Origin of the sequence: Streptomyces botrytidirepellens (assembly GCF_003721215.1) — a bacterium.
GTDB classification, from domain to species: Bacteria; Actinomycetota; Actinomycetes; order Streptomycetales; family Streptomycetaceae; genus Streptomyces; species Streptomyces himastatinicus.
Genome location: NZ_RIBZ01000299.1, coordinates 6744 through 24960 on the forward strand (window position 1 = coordinate 6744; position 18217 = coordinate 24960).

General features: G+C 73.9%; 8 protein-coding genes. 3 read left to right on the forward strand and 5 right to left on the reverse strand.

Annotated elements, in window-relative coordinates; all coding sequences use genetic code 11:
• The first annotated feature begins 40 nt into the window (after nucleotides 1-40).
• Nucleotides 41-12037: a non-ribosomal peptide synthetase/type I polyketide synthase gene (locus tag EEJ42_RS24890; protein WP_123103065.1), complete on the forward strand. Its 11997-nt coding sequence runs from the start codon at nucleotides 41-43 to the stop codon at nucleotides 12035-12037.
• 82 nt (nucleotides 12038-12119) lie between these two features.
• Here the strand turns inward: EEJ42_RS24890 and EEJ42_RS24895 are convergent, their stop codons facing one another.
• The 3 genes from EEJ42_RS24895 to EEJ42_RS24905 all read right to left on the reverse strand — a co-directional run bounded on the left by EEJ42_RS24895 (nucleotide 12120) and on the right by EEJ42_RS24905 (nucleotide 14054).
• Nucleotides 12120-13055 carry a D-alanyl-D-alanine carboxypeptidase family protein gene (locus tag EEJ42_RS24895; RefSeq protein WP_123103067.1) on the reverse strand — a complete coding sequence of 312 codons (936 nt, stop codon included), beginning with the start codon at nucleotides 13053-13055 and terminating at the stop codon, nucleotides 12120-12122.
• An 87-nt stretch (nucleotides 13056-13142) separates the two neighbouring features.
• The gene (locus EEJ42_RS24900) at nucleotides 13143-13583 is read right to left on the reverse strand and encodes a DUF6234 family protein (protein ID WP_148082028.1); all 441 of its coding nucleotides are present in this window, start codon (nucleotides 13581-13583) and stop codon (nucleotides 13143-13145) included.
• A gap of 81 nt (nucleotides 13584-13664) precedes the next feature.
• Nucleotides 13665-14054, reverse strand: a complete 390-nt coding sequence (locus EEJ42_RS24905; RefSeq protein WP_123103071.1) for a VOC family protein — start codon at nucleotides 14052-14054, stop codon at nucleotides 13665-13667.
• A 163-nt stretch (nucleotides 14055-14217) separates the two neighbouring features.
• Here EEJ42_RS24905 and EEJ42_RS24910 point away from each other — a divergent pair, with 163 nt between their 5' ends.
• Complete coding sequence (locus tag EEJ42_RS24910) at nucleotides 14218-15090, forward strand: SAM-dependent methyltransferase (RefSeq protein ID WP_123103073.1); 873 nt, start codon at nucleotides 14218-14220, stop codon at nucleotides 15088-15090.
• Nucleotides 15091-15105: 15 nt separating this feature from the next.
• On the opposite strand, the gene EEJ42_RS24915 is transcribed toward EEJ42_RS24910, so the two are convergent.
• The gene (locus EEJ42_RS24915; RefSeq protein WP_123103075.1) at nucleotides 15106-15975 is read right to left on the reverse strand and encodes an MBL fold metallo-hydrolase; all 870 of its coding nucleotides are present in this window, start codon (nucleotides 15973-15975) and stop codon (nucleotides 15106-15108) included.
• A 417-nt stretch (nucleotides 15976-16392) separates the two neighbouring features.
• On the opposite strand from EEJ42_RS24915, the gene EEJ42_RS24925 reads away from it, so the two are divergent.
• Nucleotides 16393-17097, forward strand: a complete 705-nt coding sequence (locus EEJ42_RS24925) for a haloacid dehalogenase type II (protein WP_123103077.1) — start codon at nucleotides 16393-16395, stop codon at nucleotides 17095-17097.
• A gap of 5 nt (nucleotides 17098-17102) precedes the next feature.
• Here EEJ42_RS24925 and EEJ42_RS24930 read toward each other — a convergent pair whose 3' ends face one another.
• Nucleotides 17103-18098: a LacI family DNA-binding transcriptional regulator gene (locus EEJ42_RS24930; RefSeq protein ID WP_123103079.1), complete on the reverse strand. Its 996-nt coding sequence runs from the start codon at nucleotides 18096-18098 to the stop codon at nucleotides 17103-17105.
• Nucleotides 18099-18217: the final 119 nt, after the last annotated feature.

Here is an 18217-nt window from a genome sequence, read left to right on the forward strand (position 1 = left end):
CCTCCCTCAGGGTGGAAGCGAGCGAACGAGGAGAGCCTTGATGTCCGGACCGAATGGCGAGACCACGCTCCTGCGCGTCTTGCTGGACGCCGCCGAGGTGGCTCCCGACCAGGTGCTGGTGCATGTGCGGGGAGACGGTGGCGAGCGGACCGTCACGTACGCGCAGTTGCGGGACGACGCGCTGCGCGTGGCCGGGGGCTATCGCGCGGCCGGTGTGGCCCCCGGCAGTTGTGTCCCCGTGCTCGCCGACCGCGGTGACGACTTCCAGGCGATGTTCTGGGGCGCGCTGGCGGCGGGACTCGTCCCGGTGCCACTGGCGGCCCATGCGGGGCGGGTGCTGCCGGTGTGGGAACTGCTCGGCCGCCCACCGGTGACCGTCGACGGGACCACCGCTTCCCTGCTGACCGAACTCCCCTCCGGCGTACGGCCGTTGCGGCTGGAGACGCTGCGGCAGGGGCGCCCGCCCGGCCTCCTGCCGGAGGCCGCCCCCGGTGACGTGGCCTTCCTCCAGTTCTCGTCGGGCAGCACCGGCGCGCCCAAGGGCGTGGAGCTGACCCACGCCTGCGTCCTGGCCAACCTGGCGCAGATCCGTACCGCCGCGGCCCTCACCTCCGGCGATGTGGTGGCGAGCTGGATGCCGTACTTCCACGACATGGGGCTCATCGGCACCCATCTGGCCCCGCTCGCCGCCCGCGCCAAGCAGGTGCGGCTGGAGCCGCTGTCGTTCGCCAAACGGCCCGCGCTGTGGCTGGAGACGGCGGCCCGGCACCGGGCCACGGTCCTGTCCGCGGCCAACTTCGCCCTCGCGCTGGCCGCACGGCGGATCCCCGACGAGGTGTACCGCCGACTCGACCTGTCCGCCGTGCGGTTGATGCTGGTGGGCGCCGAGCCGATCGCCCGGGCGGTGTGGCAGCGGTTCGTGGCCAAGGCCCGGTTCTCCGGGCTTGACGCCCGGGCCCCGCAACCGGTCTACGGCCTGGCCGAGGCCACCTTGGCGGTCACCTTCCCGCCCCTCGGCGAGGTGGCGGCGCCCCGCGTACTGGACCGCACGGCCCTCAGCCGGGGCCGCGCGGTGGACACCGCCCCGGGCCCGGACGCGGTGGAGTTGATGGACGTCGGCCTGCCGGTGCCGGGCTGCGAGGTGCGCATCGCGGACGACGCGGGCCGCCCCCTGGGCGACCGGCGGGTCGGCCACGTCCAGGTGCGCGGCCCCCAGGTGGCACGCGGCTACCACGGGGCCCGAGACACCACCGCCGCCACCTTCGCCGACGGCTGGCTGCGCACCGGCGACCTGGGCTTCCTGGCCGACGGCCGGTTGTGCGTGACCGGCCGCGACAAGGACGTGGTGTTCGTGAACGGCCGCACCTTCCACGCCCCGGACCTGGAAGAAGTAGCCGCCGCCACTCCCGGCCTGCCGACCCCGCTGGCCGCGGTGGTCGGCTCCACCGACCCGGTCGACGGCACGGAGCGGGTGGTCGTCTTCGTACGGTGGCCCCGACCGCCGAGGGAAGCGGCCCCCGTACTCGCCCAGGTGACGGCCCGGGTACGCCAGGCCCTGGCCCACGACGACGTACGCGTACTGCCCCTGCCACCGGGCGCGTTCGCCCGGACGACGAGCGGCAAGCTACGCCGCCGCACGATGCGCGAGCGGTACGAGGCGGGGGCGTACGCGACGGTGGAGGCGCGGTGGTGCGTCGCCACGCCCGCGCCCGCCGGTGCGGTGGCCCCTCCGGAGGAGGGGCGCGCCGAGGCAAGCGGCACCGCCGGGGGCGCGGGGGCGGTCCCGTCGTGGGAGGAGGTGGCCGGGATTGTCGCGGGGGTTTGGGCTCGGGTGTTGGGGCGGCCCGTGGGCGCCATCGGGGCGCATGACCGGTTCCTGGCCATCGGCGGTTCGTCGCTGAAGGCGATGGAGGTGCTCGCCGCGCTGGAGGACACCTTCGGTGTCTCCGTACCTCCAGGTGTGCTGCGCGACCGTGACACGGTCGCCGCGCTCACCGAGTACCTGGTGGCAGCCCGGAGCGGTGAACGGCCGGAGTCCGCTCGTCCCCGCCCTGCCACAGGCGATCCGGGGGCGGTCGCCGTTGTCTCCATGGCCTGCCGGTTTCCCGGGGCCGACACCCCGGACGCCTTCTGGGAACGGCTCGTGGCCGGCCACGACGCCGTCGGTCCCGTACCGGCCACCCGGTGGGGCACCCGGCCCGGGGACACCGCCCGGTGGGGCGCCTTTCTGGCCGATCCGGCCGGTTTCGACGCCGCGTACTTCGGCATCGACGCACAGGAGGCGACCGCGACCGATCCGCAGGGCCGGATCTTTCTGGAATTGGCCCACGAGGCCCTGGAGCGCGCCGGTTACGCGGGCGCGCGACGGGCGGGCCGCCGCGTCGGCGTGTTCGCGGCGACCGGGGAGAGCGGCTACCGCGAGGTGCTGGAGCGGGCGTTCGGCCCGGAGGGCGGGCTGCCGCCCGCCGCGTTGACCGGCAACCTTCCCAACCTCGTCGCTGCCCGGGTGGCGCAGAGCCTGGACCTGACCGGTCCGGCCCTCGCCGTCGACACCGCCTGCTCCTCGGCGCTGGTCGCGCTGCACCTGGCGCGGCGCAGTCTCCAGTCCGGCGAGTGCGATCTCGCCGTCGTCGGCGGGGTCAACCTCGCGCTGACCTCGACCGGCCACCGGCTGTTGGAGCAGGCGGGAGTGTTGTCGCCGACCGGGCGCTGCCGCGCCTTCAGCGCCGCGGCCGACGGGTTCGTCCCCGGTGAGGGCGGCGCGGCGATCGTGCTCGCCCGGCTGGACGACGCGCTCCGCGCGGACGACCCGGTCCTGGCCGTGCTGCGGGGCACAGCCGTGAACAACGACGGGCGCTCGCTGAGTCTTCTGGCCCCCAACGCGCTCACCCAGCGGGAGATCATCGTCCAGGCGTACCGGGACGCGGGTGTCGACCCCGACAGCGTGTCCTACGTCGAGGCACACGGCACCGGCACGGCCCTCGGCGACCCCGTCGAACTGCGCTCCCTGCGCCAGGCGTTCGGCCCGCGCACCGACGGGCGGCCGCGTCTGCTGGGCTCGGTGAAGAGCAACGTCGGTCATCTGCTCAACGCCGCCGCCATGCCGAGCCTGATCAAGGTGATCCTGGCCCTGGGCCACCGGGAGTTGCCCGCGTCCTTGCATCACGACGCGTCCACGGCGGACCGTGACGCGGAGGGTTTCGCGGTGGTCGGCGAACACCGCGCGTGGACGGCCCCAGGCCCGCTGGTGGCGGGCATCAACGCGTTCGGGTTCGGCGGCACCAACGCCCACGCGATCCTCGAGGAGGCGCCACCGCGTGAGCACGACACTTCGCGTGAGCGTGCGGGCGACGGCCCGCATCTGCTGACCCTCTCGGCGCACAGCGCCGACGCCCTGACTGTCGCGGCCCGCGACCTCGCGGCCCATCTGCGCGAACACCCGGGCCTCGACGAGGGCGATGTGTGCGCCACCGTCAACACCGCCCGCGACCACGGCCGCCACCGCCTGGCGGTGGTGTCCCGGGGCGACCTGGCCGAACGCCTCGCGGCCCACCCCGCCCCCGGGGTGGGCCGCGCCCGGCCCCGGCTGGTGTTCCTGCTGCCCGGCCAGGGCACCGTCCGGCCGGGGGCGGGCCGCGCCCTGTACCGTTCCGCGCCCGCGTTCCGCCACGCGCTGGACGAGGCGTCCGCGCTCATCGGCCCGGTGTGCGGGCGCACCCTGGCCCAGTGGTGCCTGGACCTGGATGCCACGCCCGCCGATCTGGCCCGTACGGAGGTCGCGCAACCACTGCTCGTCGCGTACGGCGTGGCGCTCGCCCGGCAGTTGCGCGCCTGGGGTGTGAGCCCGGACGCGGTGGCGGGGCACAGCGTCGGCGAGATCACCGCAGCCTGCGTGGCCGGGGCGCTCACCCTGGCCGAGGCGGTGCGGTTCGCCGCCGAGCGGGGCCGTCTGATGCGCGACCTGGCCGCCCCGGGCTCCATGGCCGCCGTACGCTGCGGAGCGGACGCCCTCGTGGGGGTGCTGGACGAATCGGCGGGTGCGCTGTGCGTCGCCGCGGTCAACGCCCCTGACCAGACGGTGATTTCCGGCGCACCGGACGCCGTGGACCGGGCCGTGGCGCGGCTGGCCACCGAGGGAATTCCGGCCCGTACCCTCTCGGTGTCCCACGGTTTCCACTCCCCCGCGATGCTCCCGGTGGCCGACCCGCTCGCCGCCGAGGCCGCCGCCACCCTGGATCCCCGTTCGCCGTCGGTGCCCCTGCTGAGCACGCTGACGGCCCGGTGGCAGCCGTCCCTGGACCCGGCACACTGGCGCGAACACGCCCTGCGGCCCGTGCGGTTCGGCTCCGCCGTGGAGCGCCTGTTGGACGACGGGTACGACACCTTCGTGGAGCTGGGCCCCGGCGCCACCCTGCCGGGACCGGTCCACTCGGTCGCCGCTGGACGCGGCGGCGAGGACCCGGCGCCGGAGGCGTTGGCGCTGGCCGCCCCTGGCGCGGGCGGCGACGCCGCGCAGGCGCTGCTGACGGCCCTGGGGCGGTTGTGGACACGCGGCGTGGAGCTGGACCATGCTGCGCTGGGCGCGGGGCGGGCCCGCGTCGCGGTGCCGACGTATCCGTTCCAGCGCCGTCGATACTGGCCCGAGCCAGTGGGGCCCGAGCCCGTGGCGGCACCGCTGCTGCACCGACTCGCCTGGGGTGACGCACCCCCGGCGGCCGAAAGGGACACGACGGACGCCCCGCACACCGTCCGGCTGGCCGGGCCCGACTCCGAGCTGGCCCGCGCGCTGGCCCGGCGGCTGGAGCGGCGCGGTATCGCGGTGCAGCGGGGCGGGGACACCGCCGCCACCGAGCCAGCCGCGCCGACCACCGTGCTGCTCGCCGGACCGGCGGCGGCCGACGGCGCGGCGGTGGCGGACCTCGACTGCGCGACGCGGGCCGTACTGACCACGCTGCGGGACCTGTCCACCCCGATGAGCCAGGACGGCGCCCGTCTGGTGGCGGTCACCGAGGATGTGCACGCCACCGGCGCCGCCACCGAACGGCTTCGCCCCGCCCAGGCGCTGCTGACCGGCCTGACGCTCGCGCTCCCGGAGGAGTTCCCGGGCCTCACCGCGTACAGCGTCGACCTGTCCTCGTACGACTCCCTGGACGTCCGGCTCGACGCGCTGGAGCGGGAGGTGCTCGGGCCGCACGCGCCGGGAGACGGCGGCGCGGTGGCGTGGCGGGCGGGCCGCCGTCTGGTCCGTACGCTCGCCCCGGTGACGACCGGGCCCCCGCCCTCGTCGCCCCTGCCGCCCGACGGCACCTACCTGATCACCGGCGGTACGGGCGGGATCGGCGCCGCGCTCGCGCGTGACCTGGCCGGGCGCGGCCGACCGACCCTGGTGCTGGTGGGCCGTTCGGCCCGCCCGGCGGACCGCCTGCTGGCCGAACTCGGCGCGCTCGGCGCCACCGCGGAGTATCGCGTGGCGGATGTGTCGGTCGAGGCCGATGTCGAGGCCCTGATGGTCGATCTGCCACCGCTGGACGGGGTGTTCCACGCGGCGGGGGTGGTGCGCCCCGGCACGCTGCGGACCAGGTCGCAGGGGGAGATGGCCGAGGTCATGGCCGCCAAGGTGCGCGGGAGCCAGCTGCTGTCCCGGGCCCTGTGGCGGCACGGCCACCGCCCGGCGGTGTGCGTGGCGTTCTCGTCGGTCGCGGCTGTGCTGCCCGGACTGGCCGGTGCGCTCGGTGACTACGCCGCGGCCAACGCCTTCCTCGACGCGTTCGCCGCCGCCGAACGGGCCGCCGGGCGACCGTGGCAATCGCTGAACTTCGCCGCGTTCGCCGAGACGGGGATGGCCGCCGGTGAGTCGCCCCGGACCGCCGCCCTGGCGGCCCGGGGCCCCGCGCCGCTGGCCACGGACGCAGGGCTGGCGGCGCTGCACACGGCCTGCGGTATCGATGCCGCCCATCTGGTCGTGGCCGAGCTGGGGGTGGGATCGGCGCCCCGTGCGTCGGCGACGGTCACATCGCCTGTCGGCACGTCGGCCACCGCTGGGTCGGCTCCGGCCGTCGCGGCCCCCACTACGTCGGCCGCCGAACGGTCGGCCATTGCCGCGTCCGGGACCGGCGTGCCCAGGAGCGACAGCACGCCCGCGCCGACGACAGCCGCGGAGGGACCCGCCACATCCGAGGCCGACACCACCCCACCCGCCATCACCGACACCCTTCGCCACCTCCTCGCCGAGGCCCTGCACCGGGCGCCCGCCGATGTCGCCGACGACGAACCGTTCCTCACCATGGGGCTGGACTCGCTCTCCGCCGTGGATCTCGTCCGGCGGCTGGAGGCGGAGTTGGGGCGGGCCCTGCCGCCGACCCTGTTCTTCGAGTACCGGACGATCCGCGAGCTGGCCGCCCAGCTGTCCACCGGTCACGGAGACACACAGCCGCCCACGCACCCGCCGGGCCCCGCCGACGACCGCACACACGACGCCTTCGCCGCCGGTGCCCCGCTGCCCCTCACCCCCGTACAGCTGGCCTTCCACACGGGCGACAGGCTGCACCCCGAGGTCGCAGCGTACGCGTACGTACGCCAGACCGTCAGCGGCGCCGTGGACGCCGAACTGCTCGGCCGGGCGCTCGCGCTCCTCGCCGACCGCCACCCGATGCTGCGCATCAGGATCGACCCCGGCGGTACGGCGCCCACGCAGCGCGTGACGCCGTCCGACCCGCACACCACACCGCCCTGGTACGAGGTCCGCGACGCCGACGGCGGCCCGCCGGCCGACCTGGAGGAGGCGTTGTGCAACCGGCCCTTCGACCTGGCCACCGAGGCACCGGTACGTGCCGTGCTGGTGCGCGAGCGCGCGGACCTGGCCCATCTCCTGCTCGTCCTGCATCACGCCGCCGCGGACGGATTCAGCGTCAACGTCCTCGGCGAGGAGCTGTGGTCGGTGTACACGGCGCTCGCGCACGGCCGTTCCCCCGAACTGCCCCCGCTCCAGGCCGGTTTCGCCGAATACGCCACCGCCGTCGAAGCGGAACGCTCCTCCCCGGAGGCCACCGAGGACCGCCGGTACTGGCACGACCAGCTCGCCGACCGCACACAGCCCCTGGACCTGCCCTGGGACGGCGACCCCGACGCGCCCCCCGCCGCGCCACTCACCGCACACCAGGTGGCCACCGACCCCGACCTCACCGCCGCGCTGCGCGGCTGCGCCGCCGCCCACGGCGTCTCGCTGTTCCACCTGCTGCTGGCCGCGTACGCGCGCTGTCTGGCGCGGTGGAGCGGGCAGCGGGCCATCGCGGTCAACGTCGCCCGCGCCCGTCGTGAGCTGCGGCTCGCCGGGCTCGACCGGCTGGTCGGCCCGCTCGCCGACACGCTGCCGCTCCTGGCCACCGTCGACCCGGACGAGCCGGTGCCCGCCCTGGCGCAGCGGCTGCGCGACATCTGGCTGGACGCCGAGCGGCACGCGCGACTCACCGGCCTCGACATCGCCCGGCTGCTGCCCGCCGCCGGGTCCCGGCCGCGCACGCCCTCCCCGGCGGGGTTCAGCTTCGCCCGCTTCCCCGTCACCGCGGACCCCGACTGTCCGGTCACCGTACGCCCGGCCGCGGCGCGCACCGCCTCCGCCGCCACGCGCCTGGGGCTGCTGTGCTGGGAGAGCGAGGGGGCCCTGCACTTCGCCTGGAACGTCCCGGCCCGGCTGTTCAGCCCGGCCACCGTGGAGCGCCTGGCCCGCGAACACCTCGCGGAACTCACCGAACTCACCACATCCACCCCCGGGACCGGGCGCGGCGGAATCGTCGCCCGCCTGTGCGCACGCTTCCGGACGGCCGCCGACCAAGTCGCGGTGGACACCGGCGAAGCCACCCTGACCTACGCGGCACTCGACCGCGCGTCCGCCACCCTGGCCGCCCGACTGCGCACCCGTGGCGTCGGTCCCGGCGATCTGGTCGGCCTGCTCACCGAGCCGGGCGCCGACACCGTCGTCGGAGTCGTCGGCATCCTGCGGGCCGGGGCCGGGTGGGTGCCACTGGACGCCACCCACCCCGCCGCGCGCCTGGCCGACCAGCTCCACCGCACCACGGCCCGGACCGTGGTGTGCCACGCCGCCACCCGCGCCATGGCCGACGCGTTCGACGAGGTGACCGCCGTCGCCCTCGACGATCCGTCCCCCTCCCCCGATCCGGCCCCCGTCCCCGCACCCGACAACCCCGACAACCCCGACGATCCCGACGCGATCGCCTACACCATCTTCACCTCGGGCTCCACCGGCCGCCCCAAGGCCGTACCCATCACTCACCGGGCGATGGTGAACTACCTGGACTGGGCCGTGGACACCTTCGGCTACCGGGCGGGCGACCGACTCGCCCAGACCGCGTCCGTGTGCTTCGACGCGTCCGTACGCCAGCTGCTGGCACCGCTGCTGGTCGGCGCCACCGTGCACACCCTGCCGCGGAACCTCGTCCGCGACCCCGAGGCGCTGCTGGACCGGGTCGTACGGGACCGGATCACCGTGTGGAGTTCGGTGCCGACGCTCTGGGAACGGCTGCTCACCGCCGCCGAGACCCGGGTGCGGCGTGGTGCGCCGCGGCCCGACCTCTCGGCGCTGCGCTGGATCCACGTCGGCGGTGAGGCGCTGCCCGCCGCGCATGTCCGCCGCTGGTACGACCTGTTCGGGCCCGGCCACCGCATCGCGAACCTGTACGGGCCCACCGAGACCACCATCAACGCCACCTGCCACCTCATCGACACCCGCCCCGGCGACGAGGTGCGCCGGCTGCCGATCGGGCGCCCCATCTCCGGTACCGAGGTGGCGGTGGTGGCCGAGGACGGACACCGCTGCGCCCCGGGCGAACCCGGTGAACTGCTCATCGGCGGCACGGGGCTGACGCCGGGCTATCTCGGGGACCCCGAGCGGACAGCGGCGGCGTTCACCGAGCGCGAGGGAAGGCGCTGGTACCGCAGTGGTGACCGGGTGAGCAGGCGGCCCGATGGCGTACTGGAGTTCCTCGGCCGCCTCGACGACCAGGTGAAGATCCGCGGCCACCGGGTCGAACCGGGCGAGATCGAGGCGGTGCTGCACACCCACCCCGGCGTCGCACAGGCCGCCGTACTGCATCAGCAGGGCCGCCTGACCGCCTTCGTGGAACCCCTGCCGGGCGGGCCTCGGCCCGAACCGGCACGGCTCCGCGACCATCTGCGCGGCACACTGCCGGACTACATGCTCCCGGCCCGTTTCCAGTACGTCGATGCGCTGCCCATCACCGGCAACGGCAAGGTGGACCGCCGCCGACTCGACGCATCGGCCCCCGACACGGACACCACGGCGGCGACAGCCGAAGCCCCGCCCGCCACCCCGACCGAACGCACCCTGGCCCACATCTGGTCCGAGGTGCTGGGCGTGGCGCGGGTCGGCCGCGAGGACGACTTCTTCGCGCTCGGAGGCGACTCCATCCTCGTCCTGGAGGTGTTCGCCCGGCTGGAGAAGACACACGACGGGGACACCACCCTGCCCAGGCCGACGGTCATCTACGAACACAGCACGCTCTCCGCGCTGGCCACTGCCATCGACGAGGCCGCCGGCGGGCAGCAGGCCCCCGCCTCCTCTGCCGGGGCGGACATCACGCCGTACCCCCTCACCCCCACCCAGCGCGGGTTCCTGGTCGCGGAGGCCATCGCGCCCGGGTCCGGCTCGGCGTGGCTCGCCCGACTGCGGCTGCGCGGCCCGCTGCGGGCCGAGGTGTTTCAGCGCGCCGTCGACGCGCTCGTGGTCCGCCACCCCATGCTGCGCACCGTCTTCCCCGCGGGTGCCCGTCCGCCGGTGCAGCAGGAACTGCCGCCCGCGCTGCGGCTCCCGGTGGACTTCGAGACACTGGCGTCGCCGGAACTGCTCGATGAACGGGTCGCCGACGAACGCCGTCGCCGGTTCGAACCGTGGGCCTGGCCGCTGCTGCGCCTGCGGGTGCTGACCCTCGCCCCCGACGAGCACACGCTCGTCGTCCACGCCCACCACCTCATCGGTGACGGCTACAGCGCGGCCCTGTTCGGCCGGGAGTTGCTCACCGTCTACGACCGGATCGCCCGCGGCGAGCAGCCCGAACTGCCGCCACTGCGCAGCACGTTCCGCGATTACGTCGCCCTGCTCGGGCAGTCCGCCCCGGACCCGGCGGCCACCGCCTGGCGCGCCCGCCACGACGCTCCGTACGAGCGGCCCGACCTGCGGCGCGGCGACACGGCGCAGGCGGAGTTCAGATCGGCGGGCTTCACCCTCGACGCCGAGGTGACGGCGGGGCTGCGCCATCTCGCCACCGCCGTCCGCGCCACGCCGTACGCCCCCGTCCTGACGGCCTACTACCGGGNCGTCCGCGCCACGCCGTACGCCCCCGTCCTGACGGCCTACTACCGGGCCCTGGCCGATCTCACCGGCCAACGGGACCTCGTCCTCGGGCTCGCGGTCACCGGACGCGACCACGCGCTCGCCGACATCAGCCGACTGTTCGGCCCGCTGGCCGCCGCCGTACCGCTGCGCCCGGCGGTCGCGGAAGAGGGCCACCACACCACGCCCACCTCGTTCCGCGACGATCTGCGCCGCGTCGCCGAGGACGCCACCGCCACACGCACCTACGCCACCAGTGGCGAGCCGTCCGACGGCCACGGCCTGCCGCGGGCCACGCAGTTCCTCTTCAGCTACCTCGACTTCTCCGCCCTGGGCCCGTCCACCGGCGGGTCCCTGACCCTCGACTGGGATCACCACGACACGGAACTCGCCCCGCCTCCGGTGGGCACCGATGTGTTCCTGGCCGTCCGGCCGGTCGGGGACGGTCTGCGCGTCACCGTGCGCGCCTCGGCCGCCGCCCTCGACGCGGCGGCCACGGAGGCGTTCGCCCGTACCCTGCGGGACGAGCTGACGGGGGCCGTGGCACCGCGCCCGCGCCGTACCGTGCCTTCCGCTCGTACAGACGCCGCGCTCGTCGGCTATCTCCCGGCGCCCGGACACCTGGCGGCGCTCGCCGGGGTACCGGCCCAGGAGCTGCCCCGTGAACACCTGCGGGCCCTGCTGTTCCCGGACGGCGGGCCCCGTCTGCTGGAGGAGATCAGCACACCGCTGGGCCGCTCCGCGTTCGTATCGCTGCCGCTGTTCGCCGACGAACTGGCCCCGGGGAACGGGCTCACCGGACACACCGCCCGCGCCGTCGCCCACGCCGCCTCCCTCGGCGCGCGCTGCGTCTCGCTGGCCGGGATGATCCCCGCGCACACCGGCTACGGATTCGAGGTGGTACGCGCCACCAGCGGGGCGACGACGGTGACCACCGGCCACGCGGCCACCGCCGTGTCCGTGGTCAAGACCGTCCATGCCGCGCTCGCGGCGGCGGGACACGACCTCGCGGACCTCACCGTCGCCATGGTCGGGCTCGGCTCGATCGGCACCTCGTCCCTCCATCTGCTCCTCGGCGTCGCCCCGCGCCCACCCGCCCGCCTGGTGCTGTGCGACGTCGCGGGCAGCGCGCCCCGTCTGCGCACGCTCGGCGCGGAGCTGCGCGGCAACGGGCTGGCCGGGTCGGTGGAGACGGCCGAGTCCGCCCCGGGGCTGCCCGATGTGGTGTACGAGGCCGATCTGATCGTCACGGCCGTCAGTGGCAGTACGGCCGTCCTCGACGTCGACCGGTTGCGCGCCGGGACCGTCGTGGTCGACGACTCGTTCCCGCACTGCTTCGACACCGCACGCGCCCTCGACCGGATGCGCGGGCGGCGCGATGTGCTGACGGTCGGGGGCGGGCTGCTCGCGGTCGGCGACACCGAGCGGCACATCGCCGACGACCTGCCACCGGCCGCCGCCTCCGGCTATGCGGAACGGTCCTGGCTGCCGGGTACGGTCGCCTCCTGCCGGCTCGAATCCCTGCTGCACACCGCCGTGCCCGGCCTGCCGCTGGTCCACGGGCTGGTCGACGCCTCCCACGCACACGCCTACTGGGATGCGGTCGAGGCGGCCGGGGTGAGCGCCGCGCCACTTCATCTGCTCGGCCACACGGTCGGCGACGAGGACTGACAGACCGGCTGAACGCACCGGTGCCCCGGCCGGAAACTGTCCGGCCGGGGCACCGCGCTCTCCTCCCGAAGGGCCCTACGGGTCAGTCCCGCTGAGCGTCCTTGGGAAGCTTGCGCCACTTCACCTGGGTGTCGGCGTCGTAGGCGAAGTCGAGCATCTTCTGCGCGTCCGGGTAGCGGTCCGCGGCGTCGTTGAGGATGACTCCCACGACCGTGCGACCGTCACGCTCGGCGGCGAACACCAGACAGGGACCGGCAGGGGTGGTGGTCCCGGTCTTGACCCCGATCGCGCCCTGGTACGAGCCCAGGAGGCGGTTGGTGTTGTCCCAGGAGTAGTACCGGGTACGGCCGTTGGCCGCCGGTGCCTCCTGCTCGGTGGACACCGACTTGACGACCTTCTGGAAGGTGGCGTTCTTCATCGCCCGCTGCGTCAGCTCGGCCACCTCACGGGGTGTCGAGTAGTTCCCGCTGCTCGCCGAGACACCGTCGAAGGAGTCGTAGTGGGTGTTGGTGAGCCCCAGGTCCTCCGCCTTGGCGTTCATCTTGGAGACGAACGACTTGGTGCGCTCGGCCACGGTGTCGCCGCTGCCGAACGTGTCGGCCAGCGCCATCGCCGCGTCACAGCCCGACGGGAGCATCATCCCGTACAGCAGCTGATTGACGGTCAGCTTGTCGCCGGTTTGCAGGTCCGCCGTGCTGGCTTCCGACGTGGTGACGTAGTCCCGGTAGTCCTTCTTGACGGTGACCCGCTTGTCGAGATCCACGTTCTTGGTCTCGAGTACCACGAGCGCGGCCATGATCTTCGTAGTGCTCGCTATCGGACGCTTGGTGTCGGCGCCCTTGGCCATCAGTTCCTCGCCGGAACCGGTGTCGAGCAGATACGCGCCCTTGGCGCTGACCTCCGGTGGTTCGGGTGACGCCTGAGCCACCGCCACCGGGACCACGATCGCCACGGCCACCGTGGACGCGACCGCCGCCACCTTCCAGCGACGGGTCACGGTTCCACGACGTTTATGCATTCGCCCTCCGTTTCAGTAGAACATCGATTCGGCGGGCGCATCGTCTCACTGTGCGCAGCCCCAGGTCAGCCCGGGGGTGTCGGCCCGTCAGCCCCCGCTGTGGGCACACTCCGAGTTGTCGCCCCCGCTGCGGCACTGGCCGTACGTGCCGGAGTAGCCGGAACCCGGCGCGGGGTCGGGGTGCGCGGCGCGGTACTCCGAGGACCACCACAGGAGCGTCGCCCCCAGCAGGGCCAGCGTCGCCAGGCACTGGACCGTCGCGGCGAGCGGGAGCCGCCCGCCCCGGATCAGCCCGAACGCGATCAGACCGGCGATGACGGTGACGACCCCCAACCCGATGACCGGGCCCATGTCCACGCTGACCTCCTCGCCATCCGCGGCATCGCCCCATGCCGCGAGCCCCGCGGCGAAGAAGGCGGCGAACGCCACGGCGGCGTCCAGCGCCAGCAGAAGCACCGCGAGCAGCAGATCGACGGCCCACGGGATTCCCCGGTCCGCTGAGCCCTGAGGTGGCACGGTCGATGTCATGCGCGTAACTCTGCTCACATGGGAGCGCTCCCGCATGAGTACGCGTACCTAGACCCACCGCTCAGGGGCAGGACGCACCGCTCAAGAGCAGCGGCTCGCGAGGACGCAGAACTCGTTCCCCTCCGGGTCGGCAAGCGTGACCCAGCTTTCCTCGCCCGTCTGGCCCACATCGGCGTGGCGAGCCCCCAGGTCGAGCAGGCGGCGGACCTCTTCGTCCCGCTCCCTGTCGGTGGGGTTGACGTCGATGTGGAGCCTGTTCTTGACGGTCTTGCCCTCGGGCACGCGCGCGAAGGTCAGTGTCGGTGGCACGGGGCCACGGCGGTCCCTGCCTTCGGGCACCGCAGGGGAGCCGATGGTGACGACTCCGTCCTCCTCGTCCTGCACCTCGTAGCCGAGGACCGCGCACCAGAACCCGGCGAGAGCGTGGGGATCGGCACAGTCGATCGCGAGCTCGGTGAACTTACTGGCCACGTCGGGACCTCCCAGTCGCGTAGCGGGCTCACGCCCCTTGACGGAAAGTCTGCCCCACTCCCCGCGGAACGGCAGGAACGGACGTTCGGATCGGCGCGGACCGCATAACCTACGCAGGACCGCACGTCCACCCCTGCCCGTTCGAGGTTCGAGGAGAACACCGATGCCCGCCGATGGCCAGACCCCGCAGACACTCGGCTTCACGCCCGAGCAGATCAACACGGGTCGGCCACACCCCGCCCGTATGTACGACTACTACCTCGGCGGCAAGGACCACTACTCGGTCGACGCGGAGGCGGCCGAGGAGGTGTTACGCCGTACGCCACAGGTGCGGGACAGCACACGGGGGAACCGGGCGTGGATGCACCGTGCGGTGCGGTACCTGGCGGAAACGGCGGGGGTGCGGCAGTTCCTCGACCTGGGCACGGGGGTGCCCACCTCACCCAATCTGCACGAGGTCGCCCAGCGGGTGGATCCGACCTGCCGGGTGCTGTACATGGACAACGATCCCATCGTCCTCGCCCACGCCGGTGCCCTGCTGACGTCCGGACCGGCGGGCCGCGTGGCCTACCGGCACGGGGACCTGCACCAGCCCGCCGCGGTGCTCGGGGAGGCGCGCGCGGCGGGCGTCTTCGACTGGGACCGGCCCATCGCGCTGATCCTCTCCGCCATCATGCACTTCGTCCCGGACGAGGCGGACCCCGCGGGCCTCATCCGCACGTACTGCGACGCCCTGCCGGACGGCAGCTATCTGGCGATGTCCCACGCGACCGGCGACTACTCCCCCACCACCTCCGCCGGGGCCGCCGTCTACGCCGAGCGCAACGTCGCCGCGCCCATGGTGCTGCGGAGCCATGCGGACGTCCTCCGGCTGTTCGACGGAACGCGTCCGGTGGAGCCCGGAGTGGTACGGCTGCCGGAGTGGCATCCCGAACTCGGCCCCGCGCCACGGCCGGAGGACGGGCTGGGCTACGACCCGGAGCGGGTGTGGGCCTACGCCGGGGTCGCCAGGATCCGGCCCCGAGGGCTCTCCTGACGTACCCCCGCCACCTCACCAGCGGACGGCGGTGAAGTCGACCGGACGGGGCCGCAGCAGCCGGGTGCGCTCTGCCAGCGCCCGCAGCCGCAGGTGCATCTGATCGGCGGTCAGGCGGTGGCGGTCACCGTGGCCCGGCAGAACCCATTCGAAGCGCAGCCGCCCGGCCACCCTGTCCAGGGAGCGGGCCAGTTCCTCGATGGAGTACCAGGTCACGCTGTCCGCCACGGCCAGATCACCGGTCGTGCGCGACCAGTAGAAGCTGTCGCCGCTGAAGCAGTACCGGCCGTCGGCGAGGTAGAGCACACTGCCCCGGGTGTGGCCGGGCAGCGGATGGGCCGTGACCCCCTCGGCGATCTCCCGTGACTCGATGCCCCGGATCACCTGGTCCGCGTCCGGTGCGGCGTCGAGGTCGCCCTCGTGGATCCACAGCCGGGCGCCGAAGTGGTCCGCGTAGCGGCGGCCGTGTGCGGCGTGGTCGCGATGGGTGAGCAGCACATCGGTGATCGGACCCGACTCCGCGTACCGCGTGGCGAGTTCACGGCTCCAGCGAGGGGTGTCGACCATCATGGCCGTGTCGGACGGCCGGAGGAGCAGGTAGGAGTTGGCCCCGGCGGTGTGCGGGGAGTTGTGCCCACAGATCATGACGGCCTCGTCCAGGGCCATCGGAAAGGGGTCCAGCGCCGGGTCCGGCCGCCCGGACGCCGGGCGGATCGAGCGGGTGGGGCAGGCGAACACGGCGGCGTGGAGGCTCCGTGCCTCCGCCACGTCCTTCGGTTCCCGCAGGATCCGCGACTTCCCTTCGTGCTCGCCGATCAGTCCGGGCGCGAGCTGGCGGGCCGCATCGCAGTTCGCACAACGGTCGTCCACGAACCAGCCATCCATGGCGGTACTCCTTCCGGAGCGGATCAGGGGAGGAACGGCCCAGACGGGGCCGCCCCTTCAGAGGTAGCCCACCCGGAGCCGGAATCGGTAGGCCCTGCCGATCTTGTATTTCCGCCCCCGGGCCACTCTCACGGCCCGACCGCGTGAAGGAGTTTTGCGGTACTTCGGAGGGATATCGCCGTCAGGCGGCGCCCCGCATCGGGCCACCCACCGTTCGAGGTCCGCGGGCGCCACCAGGACGTCGACGGGCTCCTCTCGACGCGACCGCACGGTGCCTGCCAGATCGAGGGCCGGGTCGCCGCTCACAAACGCGACATCCACGTCACCATCTTGACCGGTGACGAGATCGATGACAAGATCGTCACCCGTTGGGCCGGTGACACCGGCACGACCACAGGAGCACACCCCGGAGGGCGCATGGCCGAGATCCGCGACATCGAGGTCGTCGTCTTCGACGTCCTCGGCACACTGGTCGACGAACCCGGCGGGCTCCGCGCGGCCCTGCGCGAAGCGCTGCCCGCGTCCGACGACGCGCCCGACGACGACGCCGTCGACGCGCTGCTCACCATCTGGCAGCAGCACGTCGAGCGCGAGCAGCAACGCATCGCGCAGGGGCTCCGCGCCTACGCCAACACCGAGACCATCGACGCCGAGGCCGCCGGACACGTGGCCGACCATGCCGGACTCACGGATCCGGCGACCGTCGCCCGGCTCGCCACGGCGGGGCAACGGCTGCCCGCCTGGGGCGACTCCGTCGCCGGTCTCGAACGGCTCGCGCGGCACTTCCCCGTGTTCGGGCTCTCCAACGCCGGCCGCACCGCTCTGCCGCGGCTCAACGCACATGCCGGGCTGCGCTGGCACCAAGCCCTGTCCGCCGAAGCCGTCTCGGCGTACAAACCGGCGCCCGAGGTCTACCGGCTCGCCATCGACGCCGCAGGATGTCCGCCGGAGCGCGTGCTGATGGTGGCCGCCCACGCCTGGGACCTCCGCGGGGCCCAAGCGGCGGGCATGCGGACCGCCTACGTCCGGCGACCGGTCGGGGATCCGCCGACCGGCTCCGATGTCTTCGACGGGCGGTTCGACGGGCTGGACGACCTGGTCACCGCGCTGACGGCGCGGTAGCAGGACTACGGCCGGGGTGGCGCGCTGGTGTCCCGTACCACCAGCTTCGGGTCCAGCACCACCTCCCGTGGCTTCTCCGACGCGCCGCCCTCCAGCCGCTCGACCGCGAACCGCACCGCGTACCGGGCCATGCGCACGGCGTCCTGACGGACCGTCGTCAGCCCCACCGGCATCACATGCGACAGATGGCTGTCGTCGTAGCCGACCACCGACACCTCGCCGGGGACGTCGATGCCCGCCCGTGCCAGCGTCATCAACAGGCCCATCGCGCAACGGTCGTTGCCCGCGAACACCGCCGTCGGCAGCAGGTGCCCGCGGTCCCGCTCGGCCACGAACAGGTGTCCCGCCGCGATGCCCGACTCCTCCGTATGGGCACCAGGAATCACCCGCATCGCGGAGTCGAGCCCGTGGCGGCGCATCGCGGCGCGGTAGGCGCGGCGGCGCTCCGCCGAGCCCGGACCCCGGCCGCCGTCGATGTGCACGATGCGGCGGTGGCCGAGTTCCACCAAGTGATCCATGGCCTGGCGGACCCCCTTGCCCTCCGAGCTGCGGACGCTGTCGACCCCGGCACCCGGTACGCGGCGGCCGACCGAGACGGCGACCGTGCGCCGCCCCAACGCGTCCAGGTCGGCCGTCGGCGCGTCCGGGCCGAGCAGGATCACCGCTTCGCAGCGGTGGCTGATCAGGGACTCGACGGCATGGGACTCGCCGCGGCCCGGAGCGGTCGCGGCGAGCAGGACGTCGTAGCCGAGCCCCTCGGCCTCGGGGTAGACGCCGGTGACGAGGTCGGCGTGGAACGCGTTGTGCACGGTGAGCATCACGCCGAGGGTGCGGCTGCGGCCACGGGCGAGGAGCCGGGCCGCATTGTCGGGGCGGTAGCCGATCTCGTCGGCGACGCGCAGCACCCGTTCCCGGGTCTTCTGACTCGCCCCCGGCTGGTTGCGGAAGACGATCGAGACCAGGGCCCGGGACACCCGTGCCTTCGCGGCCACGTCCGCCATCGTGGGGCGCTGCTTGCCCGTTCCAACCACTGGTGAACCCACTCTCCCGCGCCCCGCGTGCCATGTCGTTCCCGGTTGTTCCCCCTCACCGCGGTCGGCGCACACGAAAACTTGCGGCA

Coding starts and splice junctions, on each gene's coding strand:
- EEJ42_RS24910 (WP_123103073.1), top strand. CDS start 14,218: ATGCCCGCCGATGGCCAGACCCCGCAGACACTCGGCTTCACGCCCGAG.
- EEJ42_RS24930 (WP_123103079.1), bottom strand. CDS start 18,098: ATGGCGGACGTGGCCGCGAAGGCACGGGTGTCCCGGGCCCTGGTCTCG.
- EEJ42_RS24915 (WP_123103075.1), bottom strand. CDS start 15,975: ATGGATGGCTGGTTCGTGGACGACCGTTGTGCGAACTGCGATGCGGCC.
- EEJ42_RS24925 (WP_123103077.1), top strand. CDS start 16,393: ATGGCCGAGATCCGCGACATCGAGGTCGTCGTCTTCGACGTCCTCGGC.
- EEJ42_RS24895 (WP_123103067.1), bottom strand. CDS start 13,055: ATGCATAAACGTCGTGGAACCGTGACCCGTCGCTGGAAGGTGGCGGCG.
- EEJ42_RS24900 (WP_148082028.1), bottom strand. CDS start 13,583: ATGACATCGACCGTGCCACCTCAGGGCTCAGCGGACCGGGGAATCCCG.